Below are 13,031 nucleotides of genomic sequence, written 5' to 3'. Positions count from 1 at the left end.
ACCATGCCGACGCCCGCCGAGGATGACGAGACCACCCGCCTGGCACTGGCGGCGGCGCGTGGCGACCGGCGGGCACTGGAGGGTTTCATCCGGGCGACCCAGAAGGATGTGTGGCGGTTGCTCGCCCATCTGACCGAGGTCGGCCGGGCAGACGACTTGACCCAGGAGACCTACCTGCGCGCGCTCGGCAGCATCAAGCGCTTCGAGGGCCGCGCCAGCGCACGCACCTGGCTGCTGTCCATCGCTCGCCGGGTCGTGGTCGATCAGGTGCGGATGGCGGTGGCCCGCCCGAAGATCGCGCACGGCGTCGACTGGGTCGCGGCGGCCGACCGGCAGGTGCCGCGGCGCGACGGGCTGACCGAGATCGTCGAACTCAACCTGCTGCTGGACGATCTCGCGCCGGAGCGGCGTGAGGCGCTGGTGCTCACCCAGGTGCTCGGACTGTCCTACGCCGAAGCCGCCTCGGTCTGCGGCTGCCCGGTGGGTACGGTCCGCTCCCGCGTGGCCCGCGGCCGCGAAGATCTAGTCGCTGCAACGCGATTCGGCATGCGGCGCAGCGCCAACGGCTGACGCCGGACGGGCTCAGGGCGTGGCGTCCATGCGCTGGGTGCCGATGACCGACAGCAGCTGTAGCGCTTGCTCCGACGGTGAACCCGGGGTGGCGGTGTAGATCACGACGCGCTGGGCTCGGTCGGTGATGTCGAGGACGTCGCAGTTGACGGCGATCGGGCCGACCAGCGGATGCTCGAAAGTCTTGCAGAGGGTGGGTTCCGCACGGACGTCGTGCGAGGCCCACAGCTCAGCGAACTCCGTGCTGCCTGCGCGGAGTTCGGCCACCAGCTCGGCCACTTCGGGATCGTCGGGGTAGCGGGCCGCGGTGGCGCGCAGATCCTGAGCCGAGCTGCGGGCGAACGCATCTGCGTCCGATACGCCATACAACCGCCGCCCGTTCGGGCGTGGCCCGAGGAAGGCCCGCCGCACCAAGTTCCGGTCGCGTCGCGACAGCGCGGAGAAGTCCTCCATCAACGCGCACGCCAGATCGTTCCAGGCGATCACCTCATACGTCGCGGACGTCACGATCGCCGCGGCCTGCGGCAGCCGACGCACCAGGTCGAGGATGCTCTGCCGCACCTCGCGCGACGGCCCGGCCGGCGGGCCGGGCGGTGTACCGGCGAGGTGGTGCAGGTGGTCGCGCTCGGCGTCCGACAGGCGCAGTGCGCGGGCTAAACCGCTCAGCACTTCGCGGGACGGGCGCGGCCCACGGGCCTGTTCCAACCGGGTGTAGTACTCGGTCGAGATGAAAGCCAGCTGCGCCGCCTCCTCGCGCCGCAGGCCCGGGGTGCGGCGTCGGGACCCGGCGGGCAGACCCACGTCGGCCGGGGTGATCCGCTCGCGCCTGCTGCGCAGGAAGTCCGCTAGTTCTCGTCTGTCCACACCTTCAGTGTGCTCGGAAGCCGCAGCACCGAGCCAGGTACAGCCGGTACGTGGCTCGGCTTCGCATCCGGGCCGAGGCTCGATGCCATGGACAACACACTGACTACATCGGGCCTACTTGCAGACAAGGTCGCCTTCGTCACCGGTGCCGGACGCGGTATCGGCGCCGCCGCGGCGCGGCTGTTCGCGGGGGAGGGTGCCCGAGTGGTGCTCGCGGCCCGGACGGAGGCGCAGCTGAAGGCAGTGACCGAGGAGATCAGAGCAGCGGGCGGCACCGCGGACTACGTCGTGTGCGACCTGGCCGACCCGGCCGGCGTGCGCGCCGCCGTCGACCACACTGTCGACCGCTACGGGCGGCTCGACGTCGCCTTCAACAACGGCGCAGCGGGGGTGCCGCCCGGCCCGATGGACCAGGTGCAGGAGGCTGATTTCGACTATGTCTACGCCGTGAACCTCAAGGGTCCGTGGCTGGCCATGGTCGCCGAGGTCGCCGCCATCCGGGCGACCGCGGGCACGGGTGCCATCGTCAACACCTCCAGTGTCGGCAGTCTGATGGGCAACCCGGAATTGCCCGCCTACGGCGCGATGAAGCGGGCGGTCAACAGTCTCACCGAATCGGCGGCCGTCACCTACGGCCCGGAAGGCATCCGCGTCAACGCGATCGCTCCGGGCACCACGCTGACCGAGATGATCCATGATTGGGAAGCTGGCTCGCCCGGTGTCATCGAGCGACTCAACGCGGTCACACCGCTGCGCCGCGCGGCCGATCCTGACGAAATCGCCCAGGCCGCCGCGTGGTTGCTCAGTGACCGCTCCTCCTATGTGACCGGCACAGTCCTGCGCGTCGACGGCGGCCTGCGCGCGTGAGGTCAGGCGTCTGCCAAAGGTTTTGCGGCGTAATGCAATCGGATGACACCGTCGTCGTGACGGGTTGCGGTGGCGTGCACGCCGAACACCTTTCGGAGTAGTTCGGGCGTCATCACCTCCAGCACCTCGCCCGCCGCGACGACGCTGCCGTGGTCGAGGACGACCAGCCGGTCGCAGCAGCGCACAGCGAGATCGAGTTCGTGCAGCACCGCGAGGGTGGTGATGCCGGTCGTGCGGATCAGGTCGAGCAGTTCGAAGCGGGCGCGGACGTCGAGGTGGTTGGTCAGTTCGTCGAGCACCAGTAGGTGTGGCTGTTGCGCGAGCGCCCGTGCGAGCAGGACGCGTTGGCGTTCGCCGCCGGACAGCGAGCCGATGGTGCGGTCGGCGTAGGCGGTGACGCCGGTTCGTGTCATGGCGTCTTCGACGGTTCGGTGGTCGGTCGCGGTGTCCCGGCTGAACAGACCGTGATGCGGATTGCGGCCGAGGCCGACCACCTCGGCGACCGTGAGTTCTGTTGAACCGGAGCCGTTCTGGAGCACCGCCGCCGTCGTGCGTGCCGCCGTGCGGATCGGCATCGCGGAGATGTCGGCACCATCGATCGCGACGATTCCGGTGGTGGGCTGTAGTGACCGATAGATGGTGCGCAGCAGGGTGGTCTTGCCGCTGCCGTTCGGGCCGACGATGCCGACGACCGTGCCCGGCGGTGCGTGCAGTGACACCTTGTCGAGGACGGGGACGTCGCCGAACGTGACACTCACTCCGGCAACGGACAACTCGGCCGAGGATGTCATGTGAGTCCGCCGTTCCGGCGCAGCAGCCAGAGGAAGAACGGTGCACCGAACGCGGCGGTGAAGATGCCGAGCGGCAACTCGTTGGGCGCGTCGATGGTGCGCGAAAGCAGGTCCACTGCAACGAGATACGCGGCACCGACCAAAGCGGACAGCGGTAGCACCCGCCGATGGTCCAGGCCGAAGGCGAGGCGGACCAGATGCGGAATCATCAAGCCGACGAAGCCGAGTCCGCCTGCCACCGCGATCAGCACACCGGTCAGCAGCGAAGCAAGCACCAGCAGGATGATGCGGAGCGCGCGCACGTCGATGCCGAGCGCGGTGGCCTGTTCGTCGCCGGTGCCGAGCACGTTGAGCCGACGGCCGAACGCGAGCACCACGGCGACAGTCAGCAACACGACCACGGTGACCGTGCCGAGCCGATCCCAGCTGGCACCGGCGACGCTGCCCATCGTCCAGAACATCACCGCCCGTAGCTCATTCGGTGTGGCGCGCAACTGTAGGTAGTTCGTCGCAGCGAGGAGCAGATAGCCCACCGCGACACCGGCCAGCACCAACCGGGTCGGAACCAGGGTGCCGCGCTGCTGCCCGAGCAGGAACACCACCGCGATGGTCGCGATCGCACCGCAGAACGCCGCGGCGGCCACCCCGACACCGCCGAGTACGCCGCCTGCGGTGACGACTACAGTCACCGCGCCGAGCGAGGCGCCGGAGGACAACCCGAGCACATACGGGTCGGCCAGCGGATTGTTCACCAGCGCTTGCAGAATCACGCCCGCCACCGCGAGACCGCAGCCGCACAGCGCGGCCAGGATCACCCGGGGCAGCCGGTAGTTCCAGACGATCTGGTCGACGGTGAAGCCGACATCCGGTGTCTTTCCGGACAAATGGGCCAGAATCACCCGGCCGGTGTCGGCGGCGGACACAGTGACCGAGCCCACGGCGATCGACAGCAGCATCACGGCGAGCAGCACCGCGGCCGACGCGGCGAGCGCGATCGGTAGCGGTGTCGCCGCCAAGGGCGGACGGGTGGTCGTGCGGGTCATCGGAACTGCTCGGGGTGCACCAGTTTCGCGATGCGCTGCACGGCGACATCGTTGCTCGGGCCGAGATAGATCGAATCCGCCAGCACCGCATAGTTATTGGTCTTGGTGGCGTTCCACTGCGGGAACTGCGCGAGGATCCGCTTGGCAACCGCGTCGATGTCGGGGCTGCGGTAGTTGACCACGACGAGCCCGTCGATCGGCGTCACCGCGAGCTGCTCCTTGCTGATCGTCACGAAGGTGGTGCCGTCGTCGCGGTTGAACGGGTTCACCCCGCCCGCCTTGTCGATCACGTCGTTCCAGAGGCCGCCCGCCGCGATCGCGGAGAAGTCCGAGGAGTCACCCATACCCATGCCGGGGAAGACGAGCAGCACGTTCTTCTTCGGTTGCCCGGCGACGCGTGCCGCCGTCTCGGCGATGGCGCGTTGCGAGTCGGCGATGAGGCGGTCGGCTCGGCCGGGCACGTCCAAGATGGTGCCGAGATCGCGTAGCAGGGCGTAGCTGTCCTCGATCGTCGGTGTGCCGGTGACGGCACCGGTCACGCCGCAGTTCGCCCGGGGCACATAGGTATTGGCACCAGCGGCGGCAAGCTCCTCGCGGGTCGCGAAACCCTGATCGGCGGCGAAACCGCCACCGCCGGTGGAGATCACCAGGTCGGGGCGCTGGTTCAGCATCGCCTCGCGGGGGATGTCCTGGAGGCTGTTCGGCGTGATGTTGCCGGTCGGGAGGGCATCGATCGCGGCGGCTCGGTCCGGCACGTCGGAGGCGCCGTAGGACTGTGCGTTCGCGACTACGCGGTCGCCGACACCGAGCGCGATGAGCGAGGACACCTCGCCGACAGAACCGCCGTTCATCACGACGACCCGCTTCGGTGTCTCGGTGAACGTGTAGGTCTTGCCGCAATTCTCCAGGGACACCGGGTATTTGGTGACGCCCTCGGTAGCCGACGACGGCCTGTTGTCCGCCGCGTCGGTCACCGAGGTCGTGCAGCCGGTGACGGCGAGGGTGCTTGCCGCGAGTGCCAGCAGCAGCGCGCGTTTCATCAGCATTGGTGCCTCTTCGATCGTTGCGCCATGGCCGGGACGGCCGGTGGCGTAGGGAGGAATCGGGTCTCGATCAGGTAGTCGATCCCGGCGGTGAGTGCGGCTGCCGAATCCGGTTGGGGGAGAGCTGAATCGATGAGTTCGGCGCGGAGGTTGTCGCGTCCGTAGGTGACGGCATCGCCAGGGGGTGCCAGGTGGGCGGTGTGCGCGCGGGCAATGCTCAGTGCGTGGTCGTTCTGTGCCGACGCGCGATCCGCCATGGCGGTCAATCGGGCGTGCCAGGTCGAGGCGGGGATGGCCGCGACCGGGTAGCCGCGATCGCGTAGCGCGTCCACGATGGTGGCGAACGCGAGCGGGCGTTGGCTGGTCAGGTGGAAGGTGCGGGCCGTCGGCCGGTGGGCGACAAGGTGCGCGATAGTGTCGGCGACCCAATCCACCGGCACCATGTCGATGGCGCCCGCGTCGTAGATCTCGGCCGGGACGGCCTCGAGCACGACCATCGCGCGGATCAGGCTCCAGAACGCGTCATCCGGGCCGGAGGCTCCGGTCAGCGAGTGACCGCCGATGCGACCGGGCCGGTACACCGTGACCGGCACGCCGCGGTCGGCGGCGGCGTACACCAGACCCTCGGCGACCCACTTGCTCGCGACGTATCCGTTGTGCGGCAACGAAGTCGCGGCCACCCGGCGTTCTTCGGTCAGGATCGGTGGGTTGCCGTCGACGGCGAATGCGGTGTCGACGGAGGACACGAAGTGGACCGGTTTCGGCGTGCCGGTGGTCGCGAGCCGCAGAATGCGTTCGGTGCCTTCGACATTCGCCGGACGCAGCCGAGAGTACGGCTCGAAGTGATGGACTCGGGCGCCGTTGTGGACGATGACATCGACGGCGTCGGCCAGCTCCTGATAGCGCGCGGGTGACAGGCCGAACTGGGGGAGGGCGAGATCGCCCGCGATCGCGGTGACCTGGCCGGTGCGGCCATCCGCTGGTGCGTTGTCGAGACCATAACGGGCGAACGCGGATTCGATGCGGTGGAATGCTGCGAGGTCATCGTCCGCTCGCACCAGGCAGTACACGTGTACGTCGGTGCGTTCGAGCAGAGCTGCCAGCAGGAACGCTCCGAGGAATCCGGTGGCGCCGGTGAGCAGCACCGTACGCAGCTTCGCCGATGGTTCGGCCGTCGCGCGGATTGCGACATCGAGTTGGGTGTCTGCCTCTAGATCCGCTGCCGTCCAGGTCAACTCGTCGCTGTCGCGTCCTGATCCGAGGCGTTCGGCGAGCCCGGCGACGGTAGGTGTGTCGAACATCGCGCGCAGATCCCACCGCACCCCGAAGGCCTCTCTGACCCCGTTCAGCACCCGCGCCGCGCGCAGCGAATGCCCACCGTGCGCGAAGAAGTCGTCATCGATGCCGACCGACTCGACCTCGAGTGCCTCAGCGAACAACCGGACCAGCGCGCGTTCGGTGGGCGTACGCGCGGGCCGCTCGGTGAACGCGGTATCCGGCGGTGCAGGCAATGCCGCGCGATCCAGCTTTCCGTTCGTGGTGTGCGGCAGGCGATCCAACATGACGAACACCGACGGCACCATGTAATCGGGCAGCCGATCGGCCATGTGCCTGCGCAGGGACTGAGCCTCTGGTTCGCCCGCGCCAGAGGTAGGCACGACATAGGCGACGAGGACCTCCGCGTGCAGGTGTACCGCGGCCGCGTCGACCTGCGAATGTGCCGCAAGTGTCGACTCCACCTCGCCGACCTCGATTCGATAGCCGCGCAACGACATCTGGCTGTCGCCGCGACCCAGGTACTCGAGGTGACCGTCCTCGTGCCATCGCACCAAATCACCGGTGCGATAGAGGCGGCTGCCGTTCGCGTCGAACGGGTCGGCGACGAATCGCGACGCGGTCACCGACGACTGGCCGAGATATCCCTGCCCGACCGGTATTCCGCCGACATACAGTTCGCCGACGACCCCGGGCGGCACCAGGCGCAGGGCTTGGTCCAATACGTGACAACGGCCGTTGATAACTGGGACTCCGATGGACGGCGCGGTATGTGCGGCGACGGTGGTCCACGTGGCGTCGACGGTGCATTCCGTTGGGCCGTACAGGTTGTAGACAGTCACACCCGGCTCCTTACGCAACGCAGCCCACAGCGCCGGATCTGCGGCCTCACCGCCGAGCGCGATCACCGTCGGACGATGTACGCCGGTGAGTAGCCCCGCCGCCAGCAGTTCATGGGCGAAAGTCGGTGTGACATCGAGAAAGTCGATGCGCTGCTCGCCGATGTATCGCACCAGACGATCCGGATCGCGTCGCAAGTCGTCATCGATGAAGTGCAACTCATGCCCCGCGAGCAGCCAGAGCAACCCTTCCAACGCGGTATCGAATGTCATCGACGCGGTGAGTGCGGCCCGCATCCGCCGCCCGCCCTGCGTCGTCACCGCGGGCTCGATCAACTGCTCGCGATGGTGGTGGTACAGGTTCACCACCGAACGATGCGAAATCACCACGGCCTTGGGCGTCCCGGTGGTGCCCGACGTATGAATCACCCAGGCCGGATGGTCGGGGTGCAGCCGGACCGGAAGAGATGGCTGTTCACCGGCTGGTTGTGTTGCGCTAGTAGGTAATTCGTCGAGCCTGACGGCGCGGTCACGAAGGGCGGCGGGGATCAGTGCCGCCAGCTCGGTTGTGGTGATGATGGCGGCGAGTTCTGGCCCGTCGGCGAGGCCCTCGAGGAGCAAGGCCAGTCGCGGGACAGGCTGACCGGGATCGAGCGGGACATAGGTTGCACCACAAGCGAGTACGGCGAACAGTGCGGCGATCGCGTCGCTGGTGCGCGGCAGCATCACCGCTACGGAGTCGCCGCGATCAGTACCTGCTGCGGTCAGCACGCCACTCAATACCCGTGTTCGCGCGGCGAGTTCGCCGTAGGTGAGAGAGCGCTTCGCGCCTTCGGCATCGGTTGCGACGAGCGCGGTAGCCGTCGTGGTTCGAGACACCTGAGCGGCCAGCAGGTCATGCACGGTGCTGTCGGGCCGAGGGCGGTCGATGCCACGGCTTCTGGCGCGTAACCACTCTCGTTCCCTGGATAGGAAGAGGTTGGCCGCATCGAGGGGCTGATTCGGCTCGTCCAGGATGCGGCGGAGGAAGGTCGTGAAGCGCTGTAGATGGGTGGCCAGCTCGGCCGAGGTATAAGAGCTCGGATGCCCGTCGAGATACAGCGTGGGCCCGGTGCCGTCGATCCGGTCGTACAGATTGAAGACCAGGTCGTCGATCATGCCCGCGGTGACGTTGTGCACCGCGCTGGTGCAGTCGCCGAAGCGCAGGTCGTAGTCGAACAGCATGATGTTCACCGACGGGCCGTACATGCTGCGGTCGCTGCCGACCAACCCCAGGTCACGGCGCACCTGCTCGCTGCGATACCGCTGATGGCGTCGGCTGCGGACCAGGTGACGGGCGACCCGGCCGGTCAGCTCCGTCAGCGTCGGATCATCCGTGAAGTCGGCCCACAGGGCGACACCGTTGAGCGTCATGCACGGCACGCGCAGTGCGGGCGTGCCGGTGCGCAGCATGACCGGAAGCGCGAGACACACCTCAGCGGCTCCGGTCATCCGGTGCACGTACGCGGCAATCGCAGCGGTGAGCACATCGGTCCAGTTGGCGCGGGAGATCTCCGCGACGCCACGTAACAGCCCGACCGTCTCGGAATCCAGCGCGGTGAACTCCCGAAGTGTCTGGCCCGCAACCGATATCGAGCGCGGAGCCGCACCGGACAAGGTCACCGGGGCAGGGCGATCACGAAGGTAGTCGAGCCAGAACCCGCGGTCGCGGTCGAGATCCGCGGAATCGGTGTACGCGGCATCCGCCTCGATGACAGCGTCCCAGGATCCGAATGCGTAAGGCGGCGGCTCGGTTCCGGTCACGCTCGCCGTGTACAGCTCGGCAACACGTCGCGCGATCAACGCCATGCCATAGCCATCGAGCAGGATGTGATGCACCCGGTGGTACCAGAGCGTCCGCCGTGCACCGAGCCGGAACACTATGTGCGCGAACAGAATCTCGCTGGTCAGATCGACCGGTTGCGAGACATCGAGGTGCATCAGATCCAGCGCGGCGCGCAGTGGATCCGGCTCGCCCGAAACGTCTACCACCTGGACATCCCAGTCGGGTGATGCCACCACCTGCTGCGGACCGTCATCGATGAACCGAATGTGTAGCGCGGCAGCCTCATCAACCGTCGCGCGGATCGCGGATACCAGTACGTCTACCGCTACCGGCCCGGAAACATCCACGTATTCGGCGATATTGAAGACCGCCGCACCAGGATCGAGCTGTTGACCGAGCCACACGCCCAGCTGTGCGGAGGTCAACGGCCGCGTGGCGACCGAAGTCACGGCCCTGGCCGCGGCGCGAGCAACGGCCACCACGCGGCGAGCGTTGGATTCTCGGCCAAGTCGACGAAAGCCGGTGCGGCGCCACGCGATTTCCAACGCTCGATCAAGCCGATCAGCCGCACCGAATCCAATCCGGCGGCGAACAGATCGTCGGTGTCGGCCAGCTCGTGTGGCTCCAGATACAGCACATCGGCGATATCCGCCCGTACGGTGTCATAGGTGAGTGATTCCATCGCGCTCAGTTCACCTGCCTCTCCCGGTCGGCCCAGAACCGGTCGCGCAGCTGCCAGCGCAGGATCTTGCCGCTCGGATTGCGCGGAATGCGTTCGATGAACTCGAATCGCACCGGAATCTTGAACCACGCCAGGTGCTCCCGGGAGAACGTCATCAGCTCGCGCGCTCGAACCTGCTCGCCGGGTCGGCACGCGACGAACGCGTACACCGATTCACCGAGCGCGTCGTCCGGTACGCCGATCACCGCCGAATCCGCCACGGCCGGATGCCGGGCGAGAGCGTTCTCGATCTCGGCGGGATAGATGTTCTCGCCGCCGACAATGATCATGTCCTTCAACCGGTCTCGGATGTACAGGTAGCCGTCGGCGTCGATGTATCCGGCGTCCCCGGTATGGATCCAGCCATCGACGAGGGTTTCCGCGGTGGCATTCGGCAGATTCCAGTAGCCGAGCATGGCGGCCGGTGAGTGCAGGCAGATCTCACCGACCTCGCCGGGCTCCCGCGCCGCGCCGTGCGCATCGATGATCCGCACGGACACACCGGGATACGGGCGTCCCGCCGCCGCCAACCGGGGATTGCCCGCGACATGATCCTTGGGCGGCAGGCAGATCGCGGTGTTCCCGGTTTCGGTCAGCCCGTAGATCTGCGCGAACTCGGCACCGAAGAGCTCCAAGGCTTCCCGCAGCAGCGTCTCCGAAATGGGCGATCCGCCATAGACGACCTTGCGCACCGAGCCGACCGCCTCCGGCGTCACGCGTGGCTCACCGAGGATCAGCCGCAGCATCGACGGGACGACGCACATCGTGGTGATCCGGGCTTCCTCGATGATGGCCACCGCGGTGCTGCTGTCGAATCGCGGCATCGCCACATTGGTGACCCCCGCCATGAAACCCTGCATGGCCCACCAGATTCCGCCGACATGAAAGCCGGGTATGCCGATGAGGTTGCGGTCGCCGTCGCGGAAGTCGATCCAATCCAGCCCGGCCTCGTCGAGCGCGTCCGCGATGGCGAAGAAGCTGCGCTGCGCCAGCACAACACCTTTGGGTAGTCCGGTGGTTCCGCTGGTGTACAGCTGGATCACCGCGTCATCGCGACCCGACGGACGCTCGTCGGGATCCGGATCAGCGACATCGGCCAGCCAACCGGCGAACTCGTCGCCGTCCAGCAGGACCGACCGCACGGCCGGTGCGGCGGACCGGGCGATGTCGGCGGTATCGGCGTCGACCAGCACGAGCGCACTGCCCGAGTCGCGAATGATGTGTTCGACCTCCGGCGCGGTCAGCCGGAAGTTGATGGGCACCAGCACCGCGCCGAGCCGCGCGCAGGCGAAGAACAGGCCGTAGTAGTAGACGGACTCCTTGCCCAGGTATGCAACGCGGCTGTTCTTGCCGATGCCCGCGGCACGCAGGGCGCGGGCGAGCCGGATGCTGTCGGCACGCAGCCCCGCGTAGTCGAGTCCCACTCCGGCGCAAGCGATGGCGAGGGTGTCCGGCCGATTCCGCGCGTGCTTGGCGAGGATCGAGGTCACGGTGGGTGCACTCATCGCACCGCTCCCAATGGGCGGGCCGCCGTCACGATGGCCAACCGAACAGTGCCCGCGCACTGCCCGCCCTCGTTGTCCCAATACCGAAACGACGTGTCCAGCGAGGTGAACGGTGCACCGTCGACCGAACTTGTCCGTTCCTGACTACCGCCGAGGACGAACTCGCCGTAGAACCGCCGCGGATCGATCGGCCGTCGATATTCGCTGTCGAGCCGGGTGATCAGGATGTCGGGCAGCTGGCGTCGCCAGTAGTCGTCCATGGTCCAGTCGCCGAACAGCGATCCGGCGCGATGCCGCACCAGCACCGCGATGGTCTGATAGAGCATCTGGTTGTAGCAGATGTTCACCTCGACCGAATTGAGATGACCGGTCGCGTCGATGTAGCAGGATTCGGGAATCTCGAATGTTCCAGTGGCAGTGGCTTGTTCGCCCTGTGCCTCGACCGTCAGCTCGCGCAGATAGCGGCAATGCGGTTTGTAGCAGCGCAGCACCTCCGACAGCAGCCACGGATCGTTCGGGAACACCTCGCCGGTCATGCCGGGATGCCCTCGTCGTCGTACACGGTGACCCGGTGCGACACCGCGGGCTCGCAGGTGGAGTTGTGCAGCGCCCGGTGCACCAGGCTGCGGTTGTCCCAGATGAGCAGATCGCCCCGGTCGAAGGTCTGCAGACGGATCGCGGGATGCTCGAAGGTGTCATCGAGCTGCCCTGTGGCAGAAAGCAATTCGTGCAGCAGATCGGGTCGGTCGGTGCCATCGGCCGCGGTGATCGACTCGGTGAGGCCCTCGCTGACGTACACCACGGGCTCCTCGGTGTGCGGGTGCGCGTGCACCGTAGGCAGCGTCACCGGCGGCGTCTTACGGTCGATCTCGGCGAGTAACTCCGAGACGGGCTTGTAGACATCGCTCGGCCGGATCTTGAAGTACCGGCGGACGCTGTGCGTCGCCACCGTGTCGGCGACCGAACGCCGCAACTCGGGGCTGAGCTGCTGGTATGCGCGGGCCAGGTCGATGAAATAGGTGCCGCGACTGTGCGTGGGCACCACCTGGGTGTGGGTGAACGTCAGGTCGAACGGGCGCGCCATGAACTGGTAGTCCGAATGCCAGAACTTCCCGGTCTTGGGCACGCCGACCCGCTGCTTACCGGTGTCGACATTGGACGAGACGAACACCTCGGGCACGTCCGGGTGGTGGTAGATCGGCTCGTAGTACCGGACCGGCTCGCCGAAACCACTTGCCAGCGCCACGAATTGGCGCGGATCGAGCTCGATGCCCTTGATCACCGCGATCCGCTCGCGGTACACGGCACGCTTGACCGCGCGGATGTCCTCGTGCGATGTGGGGTCGAAGTCCTCGACCAGCACACCGAAATCTCCCTGCGGGCTGATCCGCATGGCTGTTCGCTGCATAACCACTTAGTCGTCCCACTACGCCCTGTAGTTCCCGGCAATTTCGCGTGTTTTGTCCGTGTCACGGCGATCGCTGTGAGCTGGCCGACACTCGGCGAACACTGGTTGCACGGCGAGCCCGACTGGGGCTAGCGTCCTTCCGCGGTACCGAGTACCGCTCCGCACGGCGACCCGACCAGTCTCGGCTGACTCGCCAATACTGCTTCTTCGCAACAACTTTCGTATTCAACAGGGCACCGTCGGTGTACTGGCGACCGCGCGCCCGGATTGTGCCGAGGCG

The 13,031-nt window shown here is 67.2% G+C and carries 11 protein-coding genes; 2 read left to right on the top strand and 9 right to left on the bottom strand.

The window, feature by feature from the left end; all coding sequences use genetic code 11:
- The first annotated feature begins 3 nt into the window (after positions 1-3).
- A complete protein-coding gene (gene sigC, locus ACQPW1_RS40700) occupies positions 4-570 on the top strand; it encodes an RNA polymerase sigma factor SigC (protein WP_433658352.1) in 567 nt (188 codons plus the stop codon).
- A gap of 12 nt (positions 571-582) precedes the next feature.
- Here the strand turns inward: sigC and ACQPW1_RS40695 are convergent, their stop codons facing one another.
- Complete coding sequence (locus ACQPW1_RS40695; protein ID WP_433658351.1) at positions 583-1,434, bottom strand: helix-turn-helix transcriptional regulator; 852 nt, start codon at positions 1,432-1,434, stop codon at positions 583-585.
- Positions 1,435-1,521: 87 nt separating this feature from the next.
- Between ACQPW1_RS40695 and ACQPW1_RS40690 the strand changes: the two genes are divergently transcribed.
- Positions 1,522-2,301 carry an SDR family NAD(P)-dependent oxidoreductase gene (locus tag ACQPW1_RS40690; protein WP_433658349.1) on the top strand — a complete coding sequence of 260 codons (780 nt, stop codon included), beginning with the start codon at positions 1,522-1,524 and terminating at the stop codon, positions 2,299-2,301.
- Between the two features lie 2 nt (positions 2,302-2,303).
- Here the strand turns inward: ACQPW1_RS40690 and ACQPW1_RS40685 are convergent, their stop codons facing one another.
- From ACQPW1_RS40685 to scoE, 8 genes are read right to left on the bottom strand one after another with little or no spacing between them, the layout of a single operon-like run.
- Positions 2,304-3,092, bottom strand: coding sequence for an ABC transporter ATP-binding protein (locus tag ACQPW1_RS40685; protein WP_433658347.1), 789 nt, complete (start codon positions 3,090-3,092; stop codon positions 2,304-2,306).
- Positions 3,089-4,135, bottom strand: coding sequence for a FecCD family ABC transporter permease (locus ACQPW1_RS40680; RefSeq protein WP_433658345.1), 1,047 nt, complete (start codon positions 4,133-4,135; stop codon positions 3,089-3,091). Before ACQPW1_RS40680 ends, ACQPW1_RS40685 begins: the two co-directional genes overlap by 4 nt.
- Positions 4,132-5,181 (bottom strand): ABC transporter substrate-binding protein, encoded by a 1,050-nt coding sequence (locus ACQPW1_RS40675; RefSeq protein WP_433658343.1) that lies wholly within the window; start codon positions 5,179-5,181, stop codon positions 4,132-4,134. The genes ACQPW1_RS40680 and ACQPW1_RS40675 overlap by 4 nt, the downstream gene beginning before the upstream one ends.
- Complete coding sequence (locus ACQPW1_RS40670; RefSeq protein ID WP_433658341.1) at positions 5,175-9,599, bottom strand: amino acid adenylation domain-containing protein; 4,425 nt, start codon at positions 9,597-9,599, stop codon at positions 5,175-5,177. Before ACQPW1_RS40670 ends, ACQPW1_RS40675 begins: the two co-directional genes overlap by 7 nt.
- Positions 9,563-9,799 (bottom strand): phosphopantetheine-binding protein, encoded by a 237-nt coding sequence (locus ACQPW1_RS40665; protein ID WP_433658339.1) that lies wholly within the window; start codon positions 9,797-9,799, stop codon positions 9,563-9,565. The genes ACQPW1_RS40670 and ACQPW1_RS40665 overlap by 37 nt, the downstream gene beginning before the upstream one ends.
- Positions 9,800-9,804: 5 nt before the next feature.
- The gene (locus ACQPW1_RS40660) at positions 9,805-11,343 is read right to left on the bottom strand and encodes a long-chain-fatty-acid--CoA ligase (RefSeq protein ID WP_433658338.1); all 1,539 of its coding nucleotides are present in this window, start codon (positions 11,341-11,343) and stop codon (positions 9,805-9,807) included.
- Positions 11,340-11,879 (bottom strand): FcoT family thioesterase, encoded by a 540-nt coding sequence (locus ACQPW1_RS40655; RefSeq protein WP_433658336.1) that lies wholly within the window; start codon positions 11,877-11,879, stop codon positions 11,340-11,342. The genes ACQPW1_RS40660 and ACQPW1_RS40655 overlap by 4 nt, the downstream gene beginning before the upstream one ends.
- On the bottom strand, positions 11,876-12,751 hold the full coding sequence (gene scoE / locus ACQPW1_RS40650) for a (3R)-3-[(carboxymethyl)amino]fatty acid oxygenase/decarboxylase (RefSeq protein ID WP_433658334.1): 876 nt from the start codon (positions 12,749-12,751) through the stop codon (positions 11,876-11,878). The genes ACQPW1_RS40655 and scoE overlap by 4 nt, the downstream gene beginning before the upstream one ends.
- Positions 12,752-13,031: the final 280 nt, after the last annotated feature.

Origin of the sequence: Nocardia sp. CA-128927, from assembly GCF_050955855.1 — a bacterium.
In the GTDB taxonomy this organism is placed as follows: domain Bacteria; phylum Actinomycetota; class Actinomycetes; order Mycobacteriales; family Mycobacteriaceae; genus Nocardia.
Note: the sequence above shows the minus strand (reverse complement) of the source record. Positions and strands in the feature narration are given on the sequence as shown.

What these genes read in the sequence shown, in the direction of transcription:
- ACQPW1_RS40660 (WP_433658338.1), bottom strand. Translation starts at nt 11,343, where the DNA reads ATGAGTGCACCCACCGTGACCTCGATCCTCGCCAAGCACGCGCGGAAT.
- sigC (WP_433658352.1), top strand. Translation starts at nt 4, where the DNA reads ATGCCGACGCCCGCCGAGGATGACGAGACCACCCGCCTGGCACTGGCG.
- ACQPW1_RS40685 (WP_433658347.1), bottom strand. Translation starts at nt 3,092, where the DNA reads ATGACATCCTCGGCCGAGTTGTCCGTTGCCGGAGTGAGTGTCACGTTC.
- ACQPW1_RS40680 (WP_433658345.1), bottom strand. Translation starts at nt 4,135, where the DNA reads ATGACCCGCACGACCACCCGTCCGCCCTTGGCGGCGACACCGCTACCG.
- ACQPW1_RS40690 (WP_433658349.1), top strand. Translation starts at nt 1,522, where the DNA reads ATGGACAACACACTGACTACATCGGGCCTACTTGCAGACAAGGTCGCC.
- ACQPW1_RS40655 (WP_433658336.1), bottom strand. Translation starts at nt 11,879, where the DNA reads ATGACCGGCGAGGTGTTCCCGAACGATCCGTGGCTGCTGTCGGAGGTG.
- ACQPW1_RS40665 (WP_433658339.1), bottom strand. Translation starts at nt 9,799, where the DNA reads ATGGAATCACTCACCTATGACACCGTACGGGCGGATATCGCCGATGTG.
- ACQPW1_RS40675 (WP_433658343.1), bottom strand. Translation starts at nt 5,181, where the DNA reads ATGCTGATGAAACGCGCGCTGCTGCTGGCACTCGCGGCAAGCACCCTC.
- scoE (WP_433658334.1), bottom strand. Translation starts at nt 12,751, where the DNA reads ATGCAGCGAACAGCCATGCGGATCAGCCCGCAGGGAGATTTCGGTGTG.